Annotated in this window: 16 protein-coding genes and 1 pseudogene; 4 read left to right on the top strand and 13 right to left on the bottom strand. The window is 65.4% G+C overall.

What is annotated here, in order from left to right:
* The 6 genes from NUW50_RS17220 to NUW50_RS17195 all read right to left on the bottom strand — a co-directional run bounded on the left by NUW50_RS17220 (position 1) and on the right by NUW50_RS17195 (position 8,492).
* The gene (locus NUW50_RS17220) at positions 1 to 948 is read right to left on the bottom strand and encodes an ABC transporter permease (RefSeq protein ID WP_258290398.1); all 948 of its coding nucleotides are present in this window, start codon (positions 946 to 948) and stop codon (positions 1 to 3) included.
* On the bottom strand, positions 945 to 1,811 hold the full coding sequence (locus tag NUW50_RS17215) for an ABC transporter permease (RefSeq protein WP_258290397.1): 867 nt from the start codon (positions 1,809 to 1,811) through the stop codon (positions 945 to 947). The genes NUW50_RS17220 and NUW50_RS17215 overlap by 4 nt, the downstream gene beginning before the upstream one ends.
* On the bottom strand, positions 1,808 to 3,871 hold the full coding sequence (locus NUW50_RS17210; protein WP_258290396.1) for an ABC transporter ATP-binding protein: 2,064 nt from the start codon (positions 3,869 to 3,871) through the stop codon (positions 1,808 to 1,810). Before NUW50_RS17210 ends, NUW50_RS17215 begins: the two co-directional genes overlap by 4 nt.
* Positions 3,868 to 5,412: an ABC transporter substrate-binding protein gene (locus tag NUW50_RS17205; RefSeq protein WP_258290395.1), complete on the bottom strand. Its 1,545-nt coding sequence runs from the start codon at positions 5,410 to 5,412 to the stop codon at positions 3,868 to 3,870. Before NUW50_RS17205 ends, NUW50_RS17210 begins: the two co-directional genes overlap by 4 nt.
* Positions 5,413 to 5,473: 61 nt before the next feature.
* A complete protein-coding gene (locus tag NUW50_RS17200) occupies positions 5,474 to 7,000 on the bottom strand; it encodes a M81 family metallopeptidase (RefSeq protein ID WP_258290394.1) in 1,527 nt (508 codons plus the stop codon).
* 16 nt (positions 7,001 to 7,016) lie between these two features.
* Positions 7,017 to 8,492 carry a M81 family metallopeptidase gene (locus NUW50_RS17195; protein WP_258290393.1) on the bottom strand — a complete coding sequence of 492 codons (1,476 nt, stop codon included), beginning with the start codon at positions 8,490 to 8,492 and terminating at the stop codon, positions 7,017 to 7,019.
* 63 nt (positions 8,493 to 8,555) lie between these two features.
* Between NUW50_RS17195 and NUW50_RS17190 the strand changes: the two genes are divergently transcribed.
* Both NUW50_RS17190 and NUW50_RS17185 read left to right on the top strand, forming a co-directional pair.
* Positions 8,556 to 10,328 carry a M81 family metallopeptidase gene (locus NUW50_RS17190; protein ID WP_258290392.1) on the top strand — a complete coding sequence of 591 codons (1,773 nt, stop codon included), beginning with the start codon at positions 8,556 to 8,558 and terminating at the stop codon, positions 10,326 to 10,328.
* Positions 10,328 to 11,680 carry an aspartate aminotransferase family protein gene (locus NUW50_RS17185; protein ID WP_258290391.1) on the top strand — a complete coding sequence of 451 codons (1,353 nt, stop codon included), beginning with the start codon at positions 10,328 to 10,330 and terminating at the stop codon, positions 11,678 to 11,680. The genes NUW50_RS17190 and NUW50_RS17185 overlap by 1 nt, the downstream gene beginning before the upstream one ends.
* A 104-nt stretch (positions 11,681 to 11,784) precedes the next feature.
* On the opposite strand, the gene NUW50_RS17180 is transcribed toward NUW50_RS17185, so the two are convergent.
* The 7 genes from NUW50_RS17180 to NUW50_RS17150 form a co-directional block, all read right to left on the bottom strand.
* On the bottom strand, positions 11,785 to 12,417 hold the full coding sequence (locus tag NUW50_RS17180; protein WP_258290390.1) for a nucleoside triphosphate hydrolase: 633 nt from the start codon (positions 12,415 to 12,417) through the stop codon (positions 11,785 to 11,787).
* A 19-nt stretch (positions 12,418 to 12,436) separates the two neighbouring features.
* Positions 12,437 to 13,285 carry a sugar phosphate isomerase/epimerase family protein gene (locus NUW50_RS17175; RefSeq protein ID WP_258290389.1) on the bottom strand — a complete coding sequence of 283 codons (849 nt, stop codon included), beginning with the start codon at positions 13,283 to 13,285 and terminating at the stop codon, positions 12,437 to 12,439.
* A gap of 1 nt (position 13,286) precedes the next feature.
* Complete coding sequence (locus NUW50_RS17170; protein ID WP_258290388.1) at positions 13,287 to 14,285, bottom strand: ABC transporter permease; 999 nt, start codon at positions 14,283 to 14,285, stop codon at positions 13,287 to 13,289.
* The gene (locus NUW50_RS17165) at positions 14,282 to 15,289 is read right to left on the bottom strand and encodes an ABC transporter permease (protein ID WP_258290387.1); all 1,008 of its coding nucleotides are present in this window, start codon (positions 15,287 to 15,289) and stop codon (positions 14,282 to 14,284) included. The genes NUW50_RS17170 and NUW50_RS17165 overlap by 4 nt, the downstream gene beginning before the upstream one ends.
* On the bottom strand, positions 15,282 to 16,799 hold the full coding sequence (locus NUW50_RS17160; protein ID WP_258290386.1) for a sugar ABC transporter ATP-binding protein: 1,518 nt from the start codon (positions 16,797 to 16,799) through the stop codon (positions 15,282 to 15,284). The genes NUW50_RS17165 and NUW50_RS17160 overlap by 8 nt, the downstream gene beginning before the upstream one ends.
* A 9-nt stretch (positions 16,800 to 16,808) precedes the next feature.
* Entirely contained in the window at positions 16,809 to 17,363 is a 555-nt protein-coding gene (locus tag NUW50_RS17155; RefSeq protein ID WP_258290385.1) for an SIS domain-containing protein, read from the bottom strand.
* 130 nt (positions 17,364 to 17,493) lie between these two features.
* Positions 17,494 to 18,483 (bottom strand): substrate-binding domain-containing protein, encoded by a 990-nt coding sequence (locus NUW50_RS17150; RefSeq protein WP_258290384.1) that lies wholly within the window; start codon positions 18,481 to 18,483, stop codon positions 17,494 to 17,496.
* A gap of 162 nt (positions 18,484 to 18,645) precedes the next feature.
* Here NUW50_RS17150 and NUW50_RS21520 point away from each other — a divergent pair.
* Together NUW50_RS21520 and NUW50_RS17140 are read left to right on the top strand one after the other, a co-directional pair.
* Positions 18,646 to 18,822 (top strand): annotated as a pseudogene (locus NUW50_RS21520) (hypothetical protein); the annotation flags it as partial.
* 12 nt (positions 18,823 to 18,834) lie between these two features.
* A complete protein-coding gene (locus NUW50_RS17140; protein ID WP_258290382.1) occupies positions 18,835 to 19,761 on the top strand; it encodes a LacI family DNA-binding transcriptional regulator in 927 nt (308 codons plus the stop codon).
* Positions 19,762 to 19,814: the final 53 nt, after the last annotated feature.

Raw genomic sequence — 19,814 nt, 5'->3', positions numbered from 1 at the left:
TCAACGATACTCGATGCGCGGATCGACATAGGCATAGATCACATCGACGGTCAGATTGATCAGCACATAGATGACCAGAATGACGACGATGCAGCCCTGGATCAGCGGGTAGTCACGGGTATTGATCGCCTGGATCAGCAACCGTCCAAGCCCCGGATAGGTGAACACCGCCTCGGTCACCACCGCACCGCCGATGAAGGCCGCCATTTGCAGGCCGACGATGGTGATGAAGGGCAACATGGCGTTCCGGATGATATGCGCCCGCATGATCTGCCGCTCGGGCAGGCCCTTGGACCGGGCGGTGCGCACATAGTCCGCGTTCATCTCGCTGACCAGCGAGGCCCGCAGGAACCGGGCCAGAACACCCGAGACATAGACGCCCAGCGTCAGCGCCGGAAGGATGAGACTCTTCAACGCGGTCACCGGATCGCTCCACAGCGGCGCATAGACCGAGGCCGAAGGCAGCAGGTGCAGATAGACCGCGAACAGCAGGATCAGCAGGATCCCCAGCCAGAAGGTCGGCACGCCCAGGGCCAGGGCACTCCAGCCGCTGAGAACCCTGTCCAGCCAGGATCCGGGCCGCATCGCGCTGATGATCGCCACTGGAACGCCCAGCAGGATGGCGACGATGGTGGCGACGAAGGCCAGCTGAAGCGTGGCCGGCAGGCGATGCATGATCAGGTCCAGCACCGGTTCCCGGCTGTGGATCGACAGGCCCAGATCGCCGCGAAACACGCTGCCGAGCCAGTCGAGATACTGGACCACCACCGGCCGGTCGAGCCCGAGTTCGGCGCGCGTGGCGGCGATCTGTTCCGGTGTCGCGTTCTCGCCCAGGATCATGCCGACCGGCCCGCCGGGAACCGCATAGAGCATGGCCCAGATGCCGATCGACGCCAGCAGCAGGACCGGCAGCAACTGGAGTATTCTGCGCAGCACATAGCCGATCATGTGGGACCTCCTGCCGCGGCCACGTCACGCGGGTTTTCCAGAATCCGCGCCAGCCCCCGGCCTATGGTGTCGAAGGACAGGATCGTCAGAGTCAACGCGATGCCCGGCAACACGGCGTAATAGGGCGCCTCGTAGAGATAGGATTTTCCGGTCCGCAGCATCTCGCCCCAGCTCGGCGTGGGCGGCGGCACCCCGACCCCGAGGAAGGCCAGCGCCGCCTCGAGCAGGATCGCGACCGAGGACAGCACGACCACCTGCACCAGAATCTGGCTCCAGGAGTTCGGCAGGATGGTGCGGAACATGTTGTAGCCGGAGGTGCCGCCGAAGGCCTCGACAGCCACCACGAAGTCGCGGCGGCGCAGGGTCAGCACCTGGGCGCGGACGATCCGGGCAAAACCGGGAACGCCGGTCAGTCCCACGGCCAGCAGGGCGGCGCCCTGGCTGCGTCCGAAGACCGCGATCAGAGCCATGGCAAAGAGGATTGCCGGCAGCGCCATCATCACATCGACGATGCGCATCAGCACCGCGTCGCGCCAACCGCCGAAGAAACCTGCCACAAGTCCCATGGGAATGCCGATCGCCCCGGCAATCGCCACCGCCCCTGCCGCCGTGACCAGCGACGTCCGGGCGCCATAGATCACCCGCGCCAGGATATCCCGGCCCAGTTCGTCGGCGCCGAACCAATGCGCCGCCGACGGACCTTCGAGCATCATCACGAAATCCTGGCTGAAGGGATCGATCGGCAACACTTCCGCCAGCGCGGCCGCCAGCACCACGACCGTCAGATACAGAAGGCTCAGCGCCGGTCCGGGCCTGGCCATCAGACCCCGAATGGTCCGCAGCATGAATCGCAGGCTGTTCATCGACCTGCCTCCATCTTGATCGGTATCTCGGTTTCCGGAGCAGCACCGTCCAGCGGCCCGGCGTGGAAACAGGCCACCCCGGTCGGGCTGCCCGGGGCATGGACGAAGGGCGGCTTCTCCGAATGGCAACGCTCGCTCGCCCGGAAGCAGCGCGGGCTGAAGGCACAGCCTTTCGGCGGATTCGACGGATCGGGCACCTCGCCCTGCAACATGATGCGTTTGCGGCGACGCCCTGCCACCGGATCTGGGATCGGCGCCGCCGAGAGCAGGCTTTGCGTATAGGGATGCGACGGCGAGTCGTAGATCGCATCGCGCGTCCCTTCCTCGACGATCCGGCCCAGATACATCACCGCGACCCGGTCCGAGATATGCCGAACCACCGAGAGATTATGCGCGATGAACAGATAGGTCAGGCCAAGTTCTCGCTGCAGGTCGTCCAGCAGATTGAGGACCTGCGCCTGGATCGACACGTCCAGCGCAGCCACGGGTTCGTCGAGGATCAGCAGCCGCGGCTTCAGCGCCAGCGCCCGGGCGATCCCGACCCGCTGCTTCTGGCCGCCGGAAAACTCGTTGGGAAAGCGCCCGAACATCTGCGGCGACAGACCCACCATGTCGAACAGCTCCGCGATGTATTTCGCGCCGCCGACCTCGTCGTAGATGCCGTGGATATGCAGCGGCTCTGCCACGATATCCTCGACCGTCTTCACCGGGTTCAGCGACGAGAACGGGTCCTGGAACACATACTGAAGGTTGCGCCGGGTCCGGCGCATTCCGCCAAAGGAAAGGCCGCGCATCGACTTGCCGTCGAAGAGGATGTCGCCGCCGGTCGCGGGGATCAGCCCCATGACCGTCCGCCCGGTCGTGGTCTTGCCACAGCCGGACTCGCCCACCAGGCTGACGGTTTCGCCGGGGAAGAGCTTCAGGCTCACCCCGTCGACGGCCCGCACATGCGCTGCGACGCGTTGCAGGATGCCACGCCGGATCTGGAAGTGCACCTTCAGATCACGAATCTCCAGCAGCGGTGCCTGTTCCTCGGGCGTCGTCGTCGCTTGGGGGCGCGGCCGGGCCGGAAGATCGTCGGGCGGGATTTCGTCCCAGTAATGGCAGGCCGAGAGGGTCGCCGCGCCGGTGTCCTTCAGCGGCGGCTCTTCGCTCTGACACAGCGGCCGCCCGTTGCCGACCCTGCACCGGGGCTCGAAGGGACAACCGGGCGGCAGGTTGGCCGGGGTCACGGGCTGGCCCGGAATCGGATCGAGCCGCCGGTCGGTCGTGTTCAGGCGCGGGATGCTCTTGAGCAGCGCGGCGGTGTAGGGATGCCGGGGCGCCCTGAATATCTCATCGACCGGCCCGGTCTCGACGATCCGCCCGCCATACATCACCGCCACGCGATCGGCCGTCTCGGCCACGACACCCAGGTCGTGGGTGATCAGGATGATCGGGGCGCCGGTCTCCTGCTTGCGCCGCGCCAGCAGGTCCAGCACCTGCGCCTGCACGGTCACGTCCAGTGCGGTCGTCGGTTCGTCCGCGATGATCAGGCTCGGCTTTCCCGCCATCGCCATGCCGATCACGGCGCGCTGCCGCATCCCGCCCGAGAACTGGTGCGGATATTGCGAGGCGCGCACCTCGGGATTGGCCACCTCGACCTCGCGCAGCAGCTCGACGGCCCTTGCATGGGCGTCCCTGCGCGCCAGCAGGCCGTTCCAGACCTGCCCTTCCGTCATCTGTTTTCCGACCTGAACCACCGGGTTCAGGGTGGTGGAGGGGTCCTGAAACACGAACCCCACCTCTCTGCCCCGCATTCGGAGCAATGTCTCGGTATCGGCTCCGATCACCTCGGTGCCATTCAGCCGGACCGATCCCCGCACTTCGGCGTTCTCGGGCAGCAGCCCGGTCGCCGCAAGCGCGGTCACACTCTTTCCCGAGCCGGACTCCCCCACGATGCAGAGGATTTCGTTCGGATAGACTTCGAAATCAACGCCGCGAACCACCGACACCCGTTTCCGGGTGCCGGTGAGAAAATCCACCTTCAGATCGCGGACGCTCAGGACGGGGTCGGTCATTTGAATCCGACTGTACGGCCCACGAAGAGATTATCGATATCCAAAGTGAACCCGTCCAGCTTGGGCGAGGCGACGATCAGACCGGTCTCGTAAGAGTTGGTCGGGATCGCGAAGGCTTCGTCCACCAGCACCGCATTCAGGTTGTCGTATGCGGGCTGGACATCCTCGCCGAAGCTGGAGTCCACCTTGGCGATGGCCTCGACATAGGCCGGATGCGGGTGTGGGTCGCCGAAGACCGGGTTCTTCGCGGTCCGGTAGATGCTGTTGGTGGCCACGCGCGACGGGAATTTCTGCACGTTGCCGACCCCGCCGAACACCGCGTGGAAGCCGCCGGTGAGCAGCGCGTCGATGAACTCGGCCCCCTGGCGCACGTCCAGTTCGATGTCGATGCCGGCATCCTTCAGCGACCCCTGCACCACCTGGCTGATGGCTGTGGATGCTTCATCCGAGCCGTTGACCAGCAGTTTCCAGTTGCTCATCTCCTCCGCCGAAAGACCCGACGCCGCGAGCAGTTCCTTGGCCTTGTCGATGTTGTAGGCATATTTCTCGGTATAGCTGGCATCGAAGGCCGGGTTGGCCGGCGCCCAGGGCAGAGCGGTCACTTCGCCCAGACCGGCATAGCCGACCTTGAGGATGGCCGCGCGGTTCATCAGGTAATTGAACGCCTGGCGATACTGCTTGTTGTCGAACGGCGCCTTTGTCGAGTTGATGCGGAACACCTGCACCAGCTTGCCCGGCCCCTGCAGCACGTTGAAGCCGCTGTTGCGAAGCCGGACCGCACTGCGCGACTGGCCGCCATAGATCAGATCGACCGAGCCGGATTCCAGCGCCGAGGCCGCGGCGGCATCCTCGCTGAAGATGGTGAACTGCAGCTCGTCCAGGATCGGTTGATCGGCGCGCCAGTAGTTCGGGTTGCGGACCAGCGTCACGCTCTGGCCGACCTGGCGTTCGCCCAGCATGAAGGCACCGGTGCCGCCTTCCATGGTCTCGAGCGAGTCCATCGCGGCCGGGTCGATCGGAAGCAGGAACTGCAACAGGTCGGTGATCTGGCGTTCCGGGATCGGCCGGATGAAGCTGATCGTCAGCGCATGATCCCCATCGACGGTCCAGTCCTTGACGATCGACATGGTCGAATAGACGTTCTTGCCGCGCTCGGGGTCGGCGGCCTTCTCCAGCGTCGCGGTCAGCGCATTGGCATCGAACGGGGTGCCGGAATGGAAGGTCACGTCATCGCGCAGTTTGAGCGAGACCGAGGTGTTGTCCTCCGCGATCGTCCATTCGGTCGCCAGGCTCGGCATCGCCTCGCCTTCGGCCGAATACTCGATCAGACTGTCGTAGAGGTTCTTGATGAGGAAGAAATTGACCGTCGAGAACTGCTGCGGGTCATAGTTGGTCATGTCATTGGTGATGGCCACCCGAAGGGTTCCGCCCTTGAGATCGGCGGCCCAGGCAGAGCTGCCGAATCCCAGCTGTCCCAGGCCGACGACGGAAACCGTTGCCGCGGTCATGAACAACCGCCTTGTGGTCTTGAGTTTGGTCATTTTCACATCTCCTGTTGATTTGCCGGCCGGTTCATTCCGTGCCGTTGGTTCGAGGACAGGCCTATCGGCCGGCCTCCCGTGTGGTCCTCCGGTTGACGGGGTGCGCGCCACGCCAGTCTGTCACCTTGTCCAGAGGATGAATTGGCCGCGGCAAGCGTTTCCACGGAAGCGTGTAGACATCCGACTGACCCGGACCGCGGGTATCCGCCCGGATCAGCCGCGAGGTGATCGACGCGAAGAACTGGAAATTGGATGCGGTCTTGAGCACCGCCATCTTGTAGTCCCGGGGCTCGACCCCGAAGGCCCGATAGGCATCGGGCACATTGCCCGCCACGCCGCGCAATTCGGTGATCATAAGGGTCACGGGACCGGTCTCGAAGATCACGACCTTGCCCATGTTCACCGCCGATTGGTGGAAATAGTTGCTCAGCGTCACGTTGCTGCCGTCTGCGACCTTCCGGACCACGCCGGTCACTGTCAGCGGGGTGAAGAACTCCTTGGCCGTGCAGCCGCCCAGCGGCAGTGTCACCTCGGCGCCTTCGCCGGCCTCGGACAGGATCGCCACGGCGGCCTTCGAGATCATCGGGATCAGGACCGGTCCGGTCACGCCCAGCCGCAGGGCCGCTTCGAGGATCACGTTGCTGTCGCCCGCCGCGCCGCCGAACACCGTGTCGCCGGTATCGCTGAGGACGACCAGACCTTCGGGTTCCGCATCCGCTGCACGAAGGGCCGTATCCACCGGGACGGCTTCGCGCACCAGAAAGTCGTCACGCATCTCCCAGGCCATTTCGGCCATCTCGTCGGCCAGGCGCTCGGCCAGGGCCGGGTCGCCGTCGGTGACCACCACGGTCGCCCAACCCCCTTCGGCCACGTCCAGCCAGGGCTGCATCGGAAAATTCGCGACCTGCAGGACGTTCGGATCGCCCTCCAGCGCCCGCGCCCTGTCGAACCAGGTCTTCATCGGTCCCTGCGAGGTCAGGAACTGCTCCTGATGCGTGACCAGCGGAATCTTCCGCCAGGCCATCACCGGCCGCACCTTTTCGACCAGGATCTTCAGGATCATCTCGGCGCCGATGCGGCCGGTGTCCATCAGGTCATGCGGCTGGGTGCGGTGGCCGACAATGGCATCGACCGAGTCGACGATCCTGCCGGTGATGTTGGCATGGTGATCCAGCGCCAGGGCAATCGGGATGTCGGGACCCAGAATCTCCCGGCACAGCGCCGCCTGTGCGCCCTCGACATCGTCGGTGACCACCGAGGCACAGGCGCCATGCAGCTGCAGCATAAGCCCGTCGATCCGGCCCGCCGCGGCCAGGCCATCCCGGATCTTGCGCTCGAAGAACTCGAAGGACTCCCGGTCGATCCGGCCACCGGCCACGGTGAAGGCCCGGAAGATCGGCACGATCTCGCAGTTCGGCGCCTTCGCCCGCATCACCTCCAGGAAGCCGCCGACCTCGCCATGGCCGGAGAGCTTGTCCAGCATCTCCTCGCCCTCGAGGATGCCAAAGGACCGATAGTCCGACAGCCTGGTGAGGGCCGGATTGAAGTCGTTGGTTTCCTGCGAAATATGGATCAGCGCGATGCGCATGGGCGGTCCTCGGTTCCTAGAGCAGCGGGTTCGGGTCAAGCGGCGCGATCGGGCGGCGCAGCTTCTTGAAGGTCAGCTTGGTCACGTCGCCGGGATAGGGGCCGCCGGTGTCGAGATAGAGAACCTCGGCCGCGATCGGCGCGAAGGCCGCGTAGAAGTGGTTGGACGACTTCACCACGACGATCTTCTTGGCCCCCAGGTCGATGCCCAGACGGGTGAAGACCGCCGGGCTGAAGGTCTGGGCCCGGCCGGACGCCAGCACCACGTCGAGATTGCCAAGCGTTATCGCCGCCGCCGGGCCAAGCGAGACCAGGCTCTGCTCGAACGGGATCAACAGGTCGTCAGTGACCCCGCGGATCGTCACTTCGGCGTCGATGGGCGGGCCGGAGGTCGCCGCCGCCTTGCCACCGAAGCGCAGCGAAATCCTGTTGCCCACGCCGGCAGCCCGGCAGAAGGATACCGCGACCGGGTCCCACATCGCGCCGATGGCTGCGGGAATCTCTGGCCGGGCCAGCAGAGCCTCGACCATCACGGTCGAATCCCCCGCCACGCCACCGCCCGGGTTGTCCCAGCGGTCCGCCAGCACGACAGGCCCGCCGTCGATGGCCAGCGCCGCCTCTATGGCCGCATCCGGCTTCAGCAACGGGGCCGAACCGGCGCCTTTCCACGACAGGATTTCGCGCCCGAGGCTCTCGGCCAGTGCGCCAGCCTTGTCGGAGGGGCCATCACTGATCACCAGAACCTTGGTGCCCATGTCATGGACGTCCGCAGCCTGAAACCCGTGCGCGATGGTGATGCTCAGGATGCCGTCCCTGCCCTCCATCGCCAGCAGACGATCTACGAAATCGCGCCCCGGCTGCCGGCTGGTCATGAACCCCCCGATCGCCCGGCAGTCGAAGACCGTCATGACCGGAGACACCTCTCCCTTCGCCGCCCGCAGGCAGAGATCGGTCAGGTCGCGCGCCCGGGCCAGGAAATCCGTATGCGGAAACTCCTTGAACGCGACGATCACATCACCCGCCTGCACCATCTGGTCGGTGAGATGACAATGCATGTCCAACTCGGTGCCGATGATGCACTCCGGCCCGACGATCTTTCTGGCCCGCGCCATGAGATCGCCTTCGCAATCATCATAGCCGACCGCGACCATCGAGCCGTGCATTCCGAACAGCACCACATCGAGTGGCAGCGCGGCGCGGATCTGGTCGAGGATTTCGTCACGCAGGCTCTCGTAGCCATCGCGTGAGACCGGCCCCGCCGGTTCGGCCCAGGTCGCGGTGCCTTCGATCAGTTCGAACCCGTCGCTCCGCGCCCGCTCGCGCGCCGCGACCATCGGCCCGGAACAGAGGGTCGGCGTCTCGGGATGCTCCCCGGGCCGGCAATAGAAGGCGTCCTCGAACGCCCACCGGTCCACATAGAGCGGCGAGAAAGTATTGGTCTCGGTCGCCAAGGACGCCACGAAAACCCGCAGCCCCTCCCGCCCTTTGGCCATGCTCTGTCGCATCGTTCTATATTACCAAACCATTCGGACTATCTCAAAGAGCATCTGACAGCCTTGAATACCCACACGTCAAGCAACAATAGCGTTGTTGTAGACGTTTTTTCGGATTGCCTACTTGCGCAACGCCCGAAGCCGGTGGTTAGATCGGCCAACGCATTTCGCCGCTCGATCCATAATATGGAACAACGTGATCGCCATGAAACATCGCCAGCCGACAACCAGACGCAGGCGCACCCCGGGCCCCGGCACGGCCTGCCCGGCACGGCGCCCCGAAGCGAAGGCGGTGACATGAGCGCTCAACCCAGAATTCTGCTGGCCGGCATCTATCACGAAACCCACACCTTCGTCCGACGGACGACCGCGCTGGACGACTTCCGGATTCGCCGCGGGGAAGAGCTGCTGGCCCGGGCGGGCGATGGCTCGACAGTGGACGGTTTTCTCGAAGTCGCGGGCGAGCAGGGCTGGGCGGTGGTGCCCGTCTGCGAATACTCCGCATTGCCCGCCGGCCCGATTGAGCACAGCGTCTTCGAGGCCTTCTGGCAGGAACTCGAGAGCGGCCTGAAGGCGGCCCTGGCAGAAGCGCCGCTGGACGCGATCTGGCTGGCGCTGCATGGCGCCGGCGTCACCACCGACTGCGACGATATCGAGGGTAAGCTTCTGAAGCGCATCAGGACCATTGCCGGCGCCGAGGCCCTGCCGATCTTCGCGGTCTTCGACCTGCACGCCAATTTCACCGACGCCATGGCCCGCCACGCGACCGGCCTCGTCGGCTACCGGGAAAACCCGCATACCGACGCCCGTGCCGCCGCCGTCGAATCGGCAAGACTTCTGGCCCGGACCCTGCGCGAAGGGGTTCTGCCGCGAATCTACTGCGCCCGCGTACCACTGATCTGGCCCCCGACCGGCACCGCCACCGCCGCCTCGCCGATGAAGGATCTCGAAGCGCGCGCCCGGCAGATCGAGGCGGAATCGCCCGAGATCTGGTCTGTCAGTGTCACCGCGGGCTTTGCCTTTTCCGACGTGGACTCGGCCGGCGTCGCCTTCAACATGGTGACGACAGGAAGCGAAGCGCAGGCCCGGGAAGCGTTGGAGTCACTCTGCGACATCGCCTGGCGCCTGCGCGACGAAGGGCAGCCGGACGAGGATGATCTCGACACCGCCCTGGAGAAGGTGAAGGCCCGTCCTGACGGACCCTGGATCATCGTCGAACCGGCCGACAACATCGGCGGCGGCGGGCCCGGAGACTGCACCAGCATCCTGCGTGGATTTCTGCGGCACGGGATCGAGAAGGCGCTGGTCGTGATCTCCGACCCGGCCGCGGTCGCCGCCCTGGATGGCACGCCCCCCGGGGGGCGCCGCACCCTGTCGATCGGCGGCAAGGGCAGCCCCTTCGACCCCGGCCCGGTCGAGTTGGAAGTGACCCTGGTCAGCACCAGCGACGGCGAATTCGATCTGGAGGACCGGCAAAGCCATATGGTCGCGTCTCAGGGCACCCATTTCAGCATGGGGCCAACAGCCGTGGTCCGCTCGGGCGGCGTCACCATCATGCTGACCAGCCACAAGACCCCGCCCAACGACCTGGCCCAACTCCGGTCGCAAGGACTTGAACCAACGGAGTTTTTGGCGATCGGGGTGAAAGCGGCCGTGGCGCATCGGCGCGCTTACGACAAGATCGCGGCCGGCAGCTACACGGTGGCGACGCCGGGGCCCTGCACCAGCGATCTCAAAAGCCTGCCCTACCGCAAGCTCCGGCGCCCGATCTACCCGCTCGATCCGATCGGGGACCTTGCGCCCATGACCTCAGCGAAGACACAAGGAGAAGGCTGATGAGCCTCGAAAGCAATGTTCCATCGGAGAACGCGGGCGGCGGCAAGCCACGCCTGAGCTTCGACCGATCGCGGGAAGCGATTGCGCGCAACGGCCAATGGCTGGCCGGCGGGGTCAGCAGCAACTTCCGCCTGAACATCTCGCCCACCCCGCTGGTGATCGAGAGCGGTAATGGGGCGCGACTGACCGACATCGATGGCAACAGCCTGATCGACTATTACCTCGGGATGGGGCCGATGATCCTGGGGCACAAGCCGCCGGCCCTGGTCGAGGCGGTGACAGCACAGATCCAGAAGGGCATCCTCTACGCCGGCACCACCGAGATCGAGGCCGAGGCCGCCCGACTGGTCTGCGAAATGGTCCCCAGTGCCGAACGGATGCGCTTTGCCTGCTCCGGCTCGGAGGCGATCCAGGCCGCCCTGCGGATCGCCCGGGCCCATACCGGCCGCGAGCGGGTGGTGAAGTTCGAAGGCCATTACCACGGCTGGTTCGACAATGTGCTCTGGTCGGTGGCACCGCCCGCCGACTGGCTGGCCTCGCATAACGACCCGGCCCCTTTCGCGGGCAGCCAGGGTCAGCTTGCCAGCGCCGCCGAGGCGATCAGCGTCCTGCCCTGGAACGATCTCGCCGCGCTCGAGGCGCGTCTGGCCAAGGGCGACATCGCGGCGGTGATCATGGAACCGGCGATGTGCAATGCCGGCGCCATCCATCCCGCCCCGGGCTATCTGGAAGGTGTCCGCGAGGCCTGCAGCCGAACCGGCACGATCCTGATCTTCGACGAGGTGATCACCGGCTTCCGCCTGGCGCCGGGCGGCGCACAGGAGTTGTTCGGAGTCACGCCCGACCTCTCGACCTTCGGCAAGGCAATTGCCAACGGATTCCCGGTGGCCGCGGTCGTCGGCCGCGCCGATCTGCTGGAACTCTGCGCCGGCAGGGTGCTGCACGGCGGAACCTACAACGCGCAGCCGATCGCCATGGCCGCCACCGCCGCGACCCTGCGCCAGTTGACGCCCGCACTCTATGCCGGGATCGCCGAGAATGGCACCCGGCTGATGGAGGGGCTGAAACGGATTTTCGCCGATGCCGGGGTCACCGCCTCGATCGTCGGTTTCCCGCAGGTCTTCCACATCGGCCTGGGCCTCGACGCCCCGGCCAAGAGCTACCGCGACCTGCTGAAGCTGAACCGGACCGGCTATGTCGCGCTGGCCAACGAGTTGGTGCACCGCGGCGTCCGTGTGCTGGAGCGCGGCGCATGGTTCATGTCCTGCGAGCATGGTCCCGAGGTCGTCGATGAAACCCTGGAGATCACCGAGGCCGCGGTTGGCGCGTTGAAGGAACAGGGCGCGCTCTGAACCGGAGCCGGCCGGGTTCGGGCATCCCGCCGGCCAGGGCCTTCGGCAACACCGCTGCGGGCTCCCGGTCGGCAGACCTCCCGACTTGCGGGGAAGAGCCGCGATCAGGTGTCCAGCACGAACTCGGCCGCGACCGAGTTGCGGATCACCCGCCTGCCGTTGGGCAGGTCGTTCTCTTCCAGCTTTCGGGTGATCTCCTCTGGCGACAAGGCAAAGCCGCGCCAACGGTCTTCCAGGCGGGCACGGAGCACCGGCTCGGGCACCTCGAGCATCACCGTCTTGTCGAACAGCGGCCGCAGCGTGTCCCATGGCGGCTCGTCAAGCAGCAGGTAGTTGCCTTCGACCACGATGATCCGCGCCTCGGGCCCGATCAGCCGCGCCCCGGCCCGGGCGATCTCGAGCGAACGGTCGAAGACCGGCACTGCGACGTCTCTCTCGCCGTCGTCGCGCAGCCGGATCAGCATGTGGCGCAGCCCCGCCACATCAAAGGTGTCGGGCGCCCCCTTTCGCGCGAGGCTGCCGCGCGCGCGCAGCAACTCGTCGTCATAGTGAAAGCCATCCATCGGCAGCAGCGCCGCGGCCCCCGAACGCTCCGCATTGAGCCGCTCGACCAATGCCGCGGCGACGGTCGATTTTCCCGCCCCCGGTGCTCCGGCGATGGCCACGAAGCAGCGTTCATCACCCGGCTGTTCCGCCAGCAGACCGGTCAGACCGTCAATGTCCATGCGCTGTGACATGGGGTTCCCTCCCGCAGGGTCAGATCAGCCCGTACTGCCGCGCCTTCCCGCGCAGGAACGGCAAGCCGTTGTCCATCACCTCGGCCTCGTCGCGGGCCACGGGCCGCCAGACCGACAACCCATAGGCGAGCTCCGGCGGCATGTTGATGAAGCTCTCCATCGCCAACCCGCCCGTGAACCCGATCGCCGCGAGCGCGGCATAGATCTCGTCCCAGTCGCAGGTGCCCCAGCCCGGGGTGCCGCGGTCGCTTTCCGACAGGTGGATGTAGCGCAGGTGCTCGCGCCCGGCCAGCACCCCGTTGGCGGCGCCCTTTTCCTCGATGTTCATGTGATAGGTATCGAGATGCAGGAACATGTTGTCGAGCCCGATCCGCTCGATCATCTCCACGCCCTGGGCGCCGGTGTTGATCAGATGGGTTTCGTACCGGTTCACGGGCTCGATCCCGAACAGGATGCCGCGCGTCTTTGCGTGCCGGCCGGCCACCTCCAGCGCCCGGGCGACATTGTCCAGTTCCGCCTGGGTCGGCGGCTGGCCCGAGCGTTCGCCGATGCCGCCATAGGTCACGCCGGTCAGCGCCTCGCACCCCATCTCGGCGGTCTTGTCGATCGCCTGCGTCAGATGGACAATCGCCGCCTCGGGGTCTTGCGAGGGCCAGGCAGCCTTAGGCAAGCCCAGAGAGCACAGCGCCCGCAGCCCGTGCTTCTCGAGCAAGGTCCGAGTATGGGCCGCATCGACATTCGGGGCGTCGAGCAGCGCGATCTCGATGAAATCCATCTCGTAATGCGCTGCCGCCTCGACCGCCCTTGTTGCCCCCTCGCGGGACCAGTCCATGGTCCACATGCTGGTATGGACGCCAAATCCTTCCATGTCAGGTTCCCTTTCCTTTCCCGAAAATCCGTTGATTGGCCACGAGGTAACGGATGACCATGACCGCGATCAGGAACAGGCCCCAGACCGCCGTCGAAAGATGCTGGTTCGCGCCCAGCAGGTTGAGGCCGGAGGACAGCACCTGAAGGATGAACAGCGCGATCACCACCGGCACGACGCGACCGAAGCCGCCGAACGGGTCGACACCTCCCAGGAAGCAGGCCAGTACCGTGACCAGCAGCAGCGCCTCGCCATGCCCGACCCGGACCGAGTTGAACCGGGTGAGCATGAGAATGCCGGCCAGCGCGCAGATGAAGCCGCTCAGGGTGTAGATCAGGGTCAGCGTGCGCCGACTGTGCACGCCGGAATAGGTCGTTGCAGCGATATTGGAGCCGATCATGTAGACCGCAAATCCGTGCCGCGCCCGACGCAGGAGCACGTGCCAGATCAGCGCCACCGCAAGGAACAAAAGCATCGGCACCGGTATCCCCAGGAACACGCCATGCCCGATCGGGCGCAGGTATTCCGGAAAGCCCGAGATGTCGCCACCCCTGGTCAGGAACTCTCCAAGTCCGCGCAGGAAGATCATCATCGCCAGCGACACGAGGATCGGGTGCGCCCCGACATAGGCGACGATCAGCCCCATCACCAGGCCGGCAAACGTCCCCACCGCAAGAGCCGCCACGACGCCGAGCGCAAAGGCCGCCGGCCCGGCCTCGACACCGCCGTTGATGTTGAGAATCCAGGCCAGCGTCAGCCCCGACATGTTGGCCGTATAGATGATCGCCAGGTTCAGCCCGCCCGAGATGATCGGCGCCAGCATTGCCAGGGTCAGCAACCCGAGAACCGGCAGCTGGAACGCCATCGAGTCGAAATTGGCGAAGGTCAGGAAGCGCGGCGTGGCCAGGGAGAAGCCGACAATGACCACGCAGAGAAAGGCCAGGAGCCCAAGCACGTCGTCACCATAGGATTTGCGCAGCCAGGAAATCGCTCTGGTCATGCCGTTTCCTCCCGGTCGTCCCCGGGCCGGTGCCTGGCACGGGTTCCGAAATCGAGGTTGGACATCGAGATGGCCACCAGGATGATTCCGCCGACGACCATCTTGAAGGCGAAGGGCGAGACACCCAGCAGGTTCAGCCCGTTCTGGGTGATCGCCACCAGCAGCACGCCGAGGAAACAGCCCAGCACCGAGCCGCGCCCGCCCCCGAGCCGGGCCCCGCCCAGCACCACCGCAGCCAGCACGTCCAGCTCGCGCCCGATCAACGCATTCGGGACCACCTCCTGCACGATATTGGCCTGCATGAGCCCGCCGATCCCGGCCATCGCGCCCATCCAGCCGAAGGCGATGAACTGCATCGCCGCCACGTTGACCCCGACGCGCCGCGCGCCCTCGGGGTTGTCGCCGAAGGCATAGAGCTGGCGACCCACGGTGGTCCGGTTGATCAGCACCCATGTCGCCAGCACCGCCGCGAACATCACCGCCACCGGCAGCGTTAGTTCCGCCCATGTGCCGTCCGCGGTCTGGTATTCGAAGATTAGGATTCGGCGGGTCCACCAATCCGGCAGATTGTAGAGGAAGCGCCCCGAGCTGAGGAACATCAGCAGCCCGAAGAAGGCGTTGAAGGTGGCGATGGTGACCACGATGGAGATGATCCTGAAGACATGGATCAGCGTGGCGTTGATGAACCCCAACCCCATGCCCAGCCCCGCCGCCAGCACGACCCCGATCGCCCAGTTGCCGCCGCCGATCGCGTCGAAGGCATAGACGCAGACATATTGCACCACCGAGGCGGCGACCGCGAACGAGATGTCGATCCCGCCGGCAATCAGCACCACCAACAGCCCCATGGCCCAGATCAGGTTGATCGCCGAATTGTTCAGGAGCGAGGTGAAGTTCACCAGCGTGAAGAAGCTGTCCGAGGCGAAGGACAGGAAGACACAGATCGCGATCAGCACCAGCAGCAGCCGCGACTCGGTCGGGCTTGCGCGGAAGAACCTAGCCATAGACCGCAGCCTCCAGATCAGGCAGTTCGAATTTCCTCGGATCGTACTCACCGACGATGCGACCGGCCGCCATGTGCAGGATGCGGTCGGCGTTGAAATAGACCTCGGGCACTTCGTCCGAGATCATCAGGATCGCCAGCCCGCTCTCGGCCAGCTTCCGCACGATGCGGAAGATGCCGGCCCGGGCGCCGACATCGACCCCCACTGTCGGGCTGTCGAGGATCAGCACCTTCGGCTCGGTAGCCAGCCATTTCGCCAGCACCACCCGCTGCTGGTTGCCGCCCGACAGGGTTGCCACCGGGTCCGATGGATGGCCGATCTTGATCGCCAGTTCCGTCAGCCAGTGCCGCACCAGATCGTCCCGGGCCGCGCGCGAGATCAGCCCGGCCCGGTTCGATATCTTGCCCAGCACCGGCAGCACCAGGTTGTCCGCGATGGATTGCGGCTGCACGAGACCAAGCGCGAGCCGGTCCTCGGAAACATAGGCGATCCCCGCTTCGACCGCATCGCGGTTCGATTTCAGATGCAGCACCCGGCCGTCGAGCGCGATGGTCCCGGCATCAGGCCGGGTCATCCCGAAGAGGGTATGGCCAAGCTCGGTCCGCCCGGCCCCGATCAGGCCGGTAAGGCCCAGCACTTCGCCCTCGCGCAGCACGAAACCGATATCGGAAAACTCGCCGCGACGGGTCAGGCCCCGCACTTCGAGAACCGGCGCATTGTTCGCCGTGTCGCGCGCGGCGACGGCGGTGTCGAAACGCGTGCCCGTCATCAGCTCGGTCAGCCGCGACTGGGTCATGCCCTCGGTCGGATAGACACCGACCAGCTTGCCGTCGCGCAGGACCGTCACCCGCGTGGCGATGTCCAGCACCTCGGCCAGCCGATGGCTGACGAAGACCACCGACACGCCACGGGCCGACAGCCGACGCACGACGGCAAGCAGCGCATTGGTTTCCGACTGGGTCAACGAGGCGGTCGGCTCGTCCATGAAGATCAGCCGCGCGTCGCTCACCAGGGCGCGGGCGATGGCGACGATCTGGCGTTGCGCGATGGGCAGGCGGCCCAACCGCTCTTCCAGATCGATCTCGACCTCCAGCGATGCCAGCGCCTTCTGCGCAATGGCCCGGATCTTGCCGAAACTGAACAGGCGCGGGCGGCCGCCGACCAGGGTTTCGAAAGCAATGTTCTCGGCCACGGTCATTTCGGGAAACAGCGCAAGGTCCTGCCAGATCACCGCGATGCCGCGGCGCCGGGCATCGTTCGGCGTCATCGAAGCGACGCTTTCGCCAAAATACTCCGCCACAAGACCCGCGTCGGGTTGATAGACCCCGGTGATGATCTTGATCAGCGTGCTCTTGCCGCAGCCGTTCTCGCCGGCCAGGCAATGCACTTCGCCCTGGGCGATCTCGAAGGACACGTCGTCAAGCGCATGGACACCCCCGAATGTCTTCGAGACATGCTTCAGCGAAATCGCGGGCGGCGCCCCGATACCGACGGCAGTCTCTTCCCGCAACTTGCCCCCCTATTCCAGATTGGTGTGGTTGGCGCGCATCGCTTCTGCGGTGATGCCCAGATGGTCGATGAGCTTCAGGATCATCACTTCGAACAGAACGAACAAGGCCCCTTCGTAGAGCGACCCCATCGGCAGCGTCGATGTTCTCTGTGCGCCCTGGTCGTCTGCCATGGTCTGGGCGGGCAGGGTCAGAACGAAATCGGCATAGGTCGCGCCGCGCCCTTCGGGTTGGGCGGTGATGAACAGGATCGTTGCCCCGGCCTTGCGGGCCACCTCCATCAGCGCCAGCCCGGTCGAGATTTCGCCCGGCCCGATGGAGACGATGAACAGATCACCCTTGCCGATCGGAGGGCAGGTCATGTCGCCCTCGACCGCCACCTTCAGCCCCATGTGGAACAGGCGCATCGCGAAGCCCATGATCTGCAGCTTCTCGCGCCCGCCGGCGAAAACCGCGATCTTGTCGGCCTGCCCGATCATCCGGACCGCATGGTCGACCTGGATGTCGTCGAGCCGGTCAAAGACCGTCCCCAGTTCGGTGAGGGCGGAATGGTATAGGTCAGTCATCGGCAATGCTCCGGGATCAGCTTGCAACCGGACGGCCCCCCCTACGGGATCGGTCCGGATCATGTCTCAGGTTGAATTCGGGGTGGAGGAAGGGGCCGCCGCGCAGGCCGCCCCTCTCACCGGGATCGGATCACAGGCCGAGATCGGCCAGTTCGTCCACAGTCTCCGCGTTGATCGGGATCAGGTTGTCGGTGATGATGTCGTGATTGGCCTCATCGGGATGCACCACGCCCAGCCCGGGGATCTCCATCCCGTCGGTGATCGCGGTGCCATCGGCCATCATCCGCCCGATGGTCACAAAGACCCGCCCGGCCTCGGCCGGATTCCACATGAAGCCGCCGGCAATCGCGCCATCCTTCACCAGACTGCGACCCTGCCCCGGCGAGAACGGCCCGAGCACATGCACCTTGCCGACCATCCGGCGCTCCTGGATTGCGCGGCCGGCCCCGATCGGGCCCTGTGACCCGAAGGCAAGGAAGCCCTTCAGCCCCGGATTGGCGGCCATCAAGTCCAGCGCCGTCTTGCGGCTGTCATCGACGCTTTCGGCAACGCCATAGCGGTCACCGATCAGCTCCATCTTCGGATAGTTCTTCTTGATATAGGCAATCGCGTAATCGGCCCAGGCGTTGTGCAGCGGAACCGTCAGCGAGCCGACGAACACCGCATATTGCCCTTCGCCCCCCATCTTCTGGGCAAGCAGTTCGGCATGGGTCTCTCCAAAGCCCTTGGCCGAGGCGAGTTCGAAATCCCAATCGACGTTCTCGAGCCCCGGCCCCTCATGCGCGATCACCTTGATACCGGCCGCCCTTGCCTTTTCCAGCACCGGCTCCAGCGCCGCCTCGTCATTCGGCACCACTCCGATGATGTCGACACCCTGCGCGATCAGATCCTCAATCGCCCGCACCTGCAGCGCCGGGTCGGTGCTCGTCGGGCCGATCATCCTTGCATCGACGCCAAGCTCGGCGGCCTTTTCGTTGATGCCCAGCTCCATGGCATTGAACCAGGGAACGCCGCCGATCTTCACCACGATCCCCATCGTGGGCTGATCCTCTGCCCACGCCGAAACAGCAGCCGAAACGGCGAGAGCCGCCCCGGCCAGAATGGACGTGAATTTGTTCATGTTCTTTCCTCCCACAGAGGCCGGAGTGCCCGGCCGACGTTGCACAATCGATTGTGTTATTTGTGTTGCCGATTTGAGCGCAGGGTTTCCAAGGGCTTCAGTTGCGTTGGGGTCTACGCCGCGGCGTCCTTGCCTGCAGCTTGCACAATCGATGTTGCACAGATGAACAAGAAACCCGATAGTCGTCAAGAGAAATCGCCCAGACCGACCAGAGCGACAGGAAATCCGATGCCGACAAGGAAGCCGAAACCCACGATATCTGACGTCGCGGCCGCAGCGGGCGCCTCGCCCTCCACAGTCAGCGCCGCACTCAACGGTTCCTGGAAGCGTCGGCGAATCAGCGAAGAAACGGTGACGCGCATCCAGGCGGCCGCCGCGCAGATCGGCTACACCGCCAATCTGCAGGCCCGCGGCTTGCGCAAATCCCGCTCTGGCCTCGTCGGGATGATCCTGCCGGTCCACGAAAACCGCTTCTTCGCCTCGATGAGCCAGAGCTTCGAAGCCTGCGCCCGCGAACGCGGCCTCTGCCCGGTGATCGCCAGCACCCTGCGCGACCCGAAAGAGGAGATCCGCACCGTCGAGACCCTGATCGCCTATGCGATTGATTCGCTGTTCATCGCCGGTGCCGCCGACCCCGACGCGCTGAGCGACATCTGCAAGGCCGCGAATGTCCAGCATATCTATGTGGACCTGCCCGGAAAGGACGCGCCCTCGGTGGTCAGCCACAATTACCACGGCGCCGAGCAACTGAGCCGCGTGATCGTCGATACCATGCCGACGCAAAGCAACCCGGCGCGGGCAAAGCCCTATTTCGTCGGCGGCCTGACCACGAACATCGCCACCTCGCTCCGGATCGACGCGTTCAGGACCGTGGTCACCGACCGGCTTGGACAGATCAGCCCCGAACAGGTCATCGCCTGCGGCTATGCCCCGGGCCAAACCGCGCGCGAGCTTGCCGCCCTCTGCGACCGGCTCGGCGGCCTTCCCGCCGGATTGTTCGTGAATTCGCTGACCGCCTTCGAGGGCGCGCTGAGCTATTTCGTCGATCTGCCGCCCGATGCGTTCGAGCAATCCGTCATCGGCTGCTACGACTACGATCCGTTCGGCGCCTTCCTGCAATTCCCGGTCCACATGGTTCGGCAGAATTCCGACCGGCTGATCCAGACGGCTTTCGAACTGATAGACGCCGGGACCACCGACCCGGTGCTCATCGAGATCGAGCCTGACCTGATCCCGCCGCGGACGATCTACAAGGGCCGGTTCTCCGAGATCGGCTGATCCCTCTCCGCCGCAGCCGCATCGCCCGCATGGCTCCGAAAAAGCCGCCGAAT

The organism is Frigidibacter sp. ROC022 (genome assembly GCF_024723735.1).
In the GTDB taxonomy this organism is placed as follows: domain Bacteria; phylum Pseudomonadota; class Alphaproteobacteria; order Rhodobacterales; family Rhodobacteraceae; genus SLM-1.
This window is presented reverse-complemented; position numbering and strand designations above follow the sequence as displayed.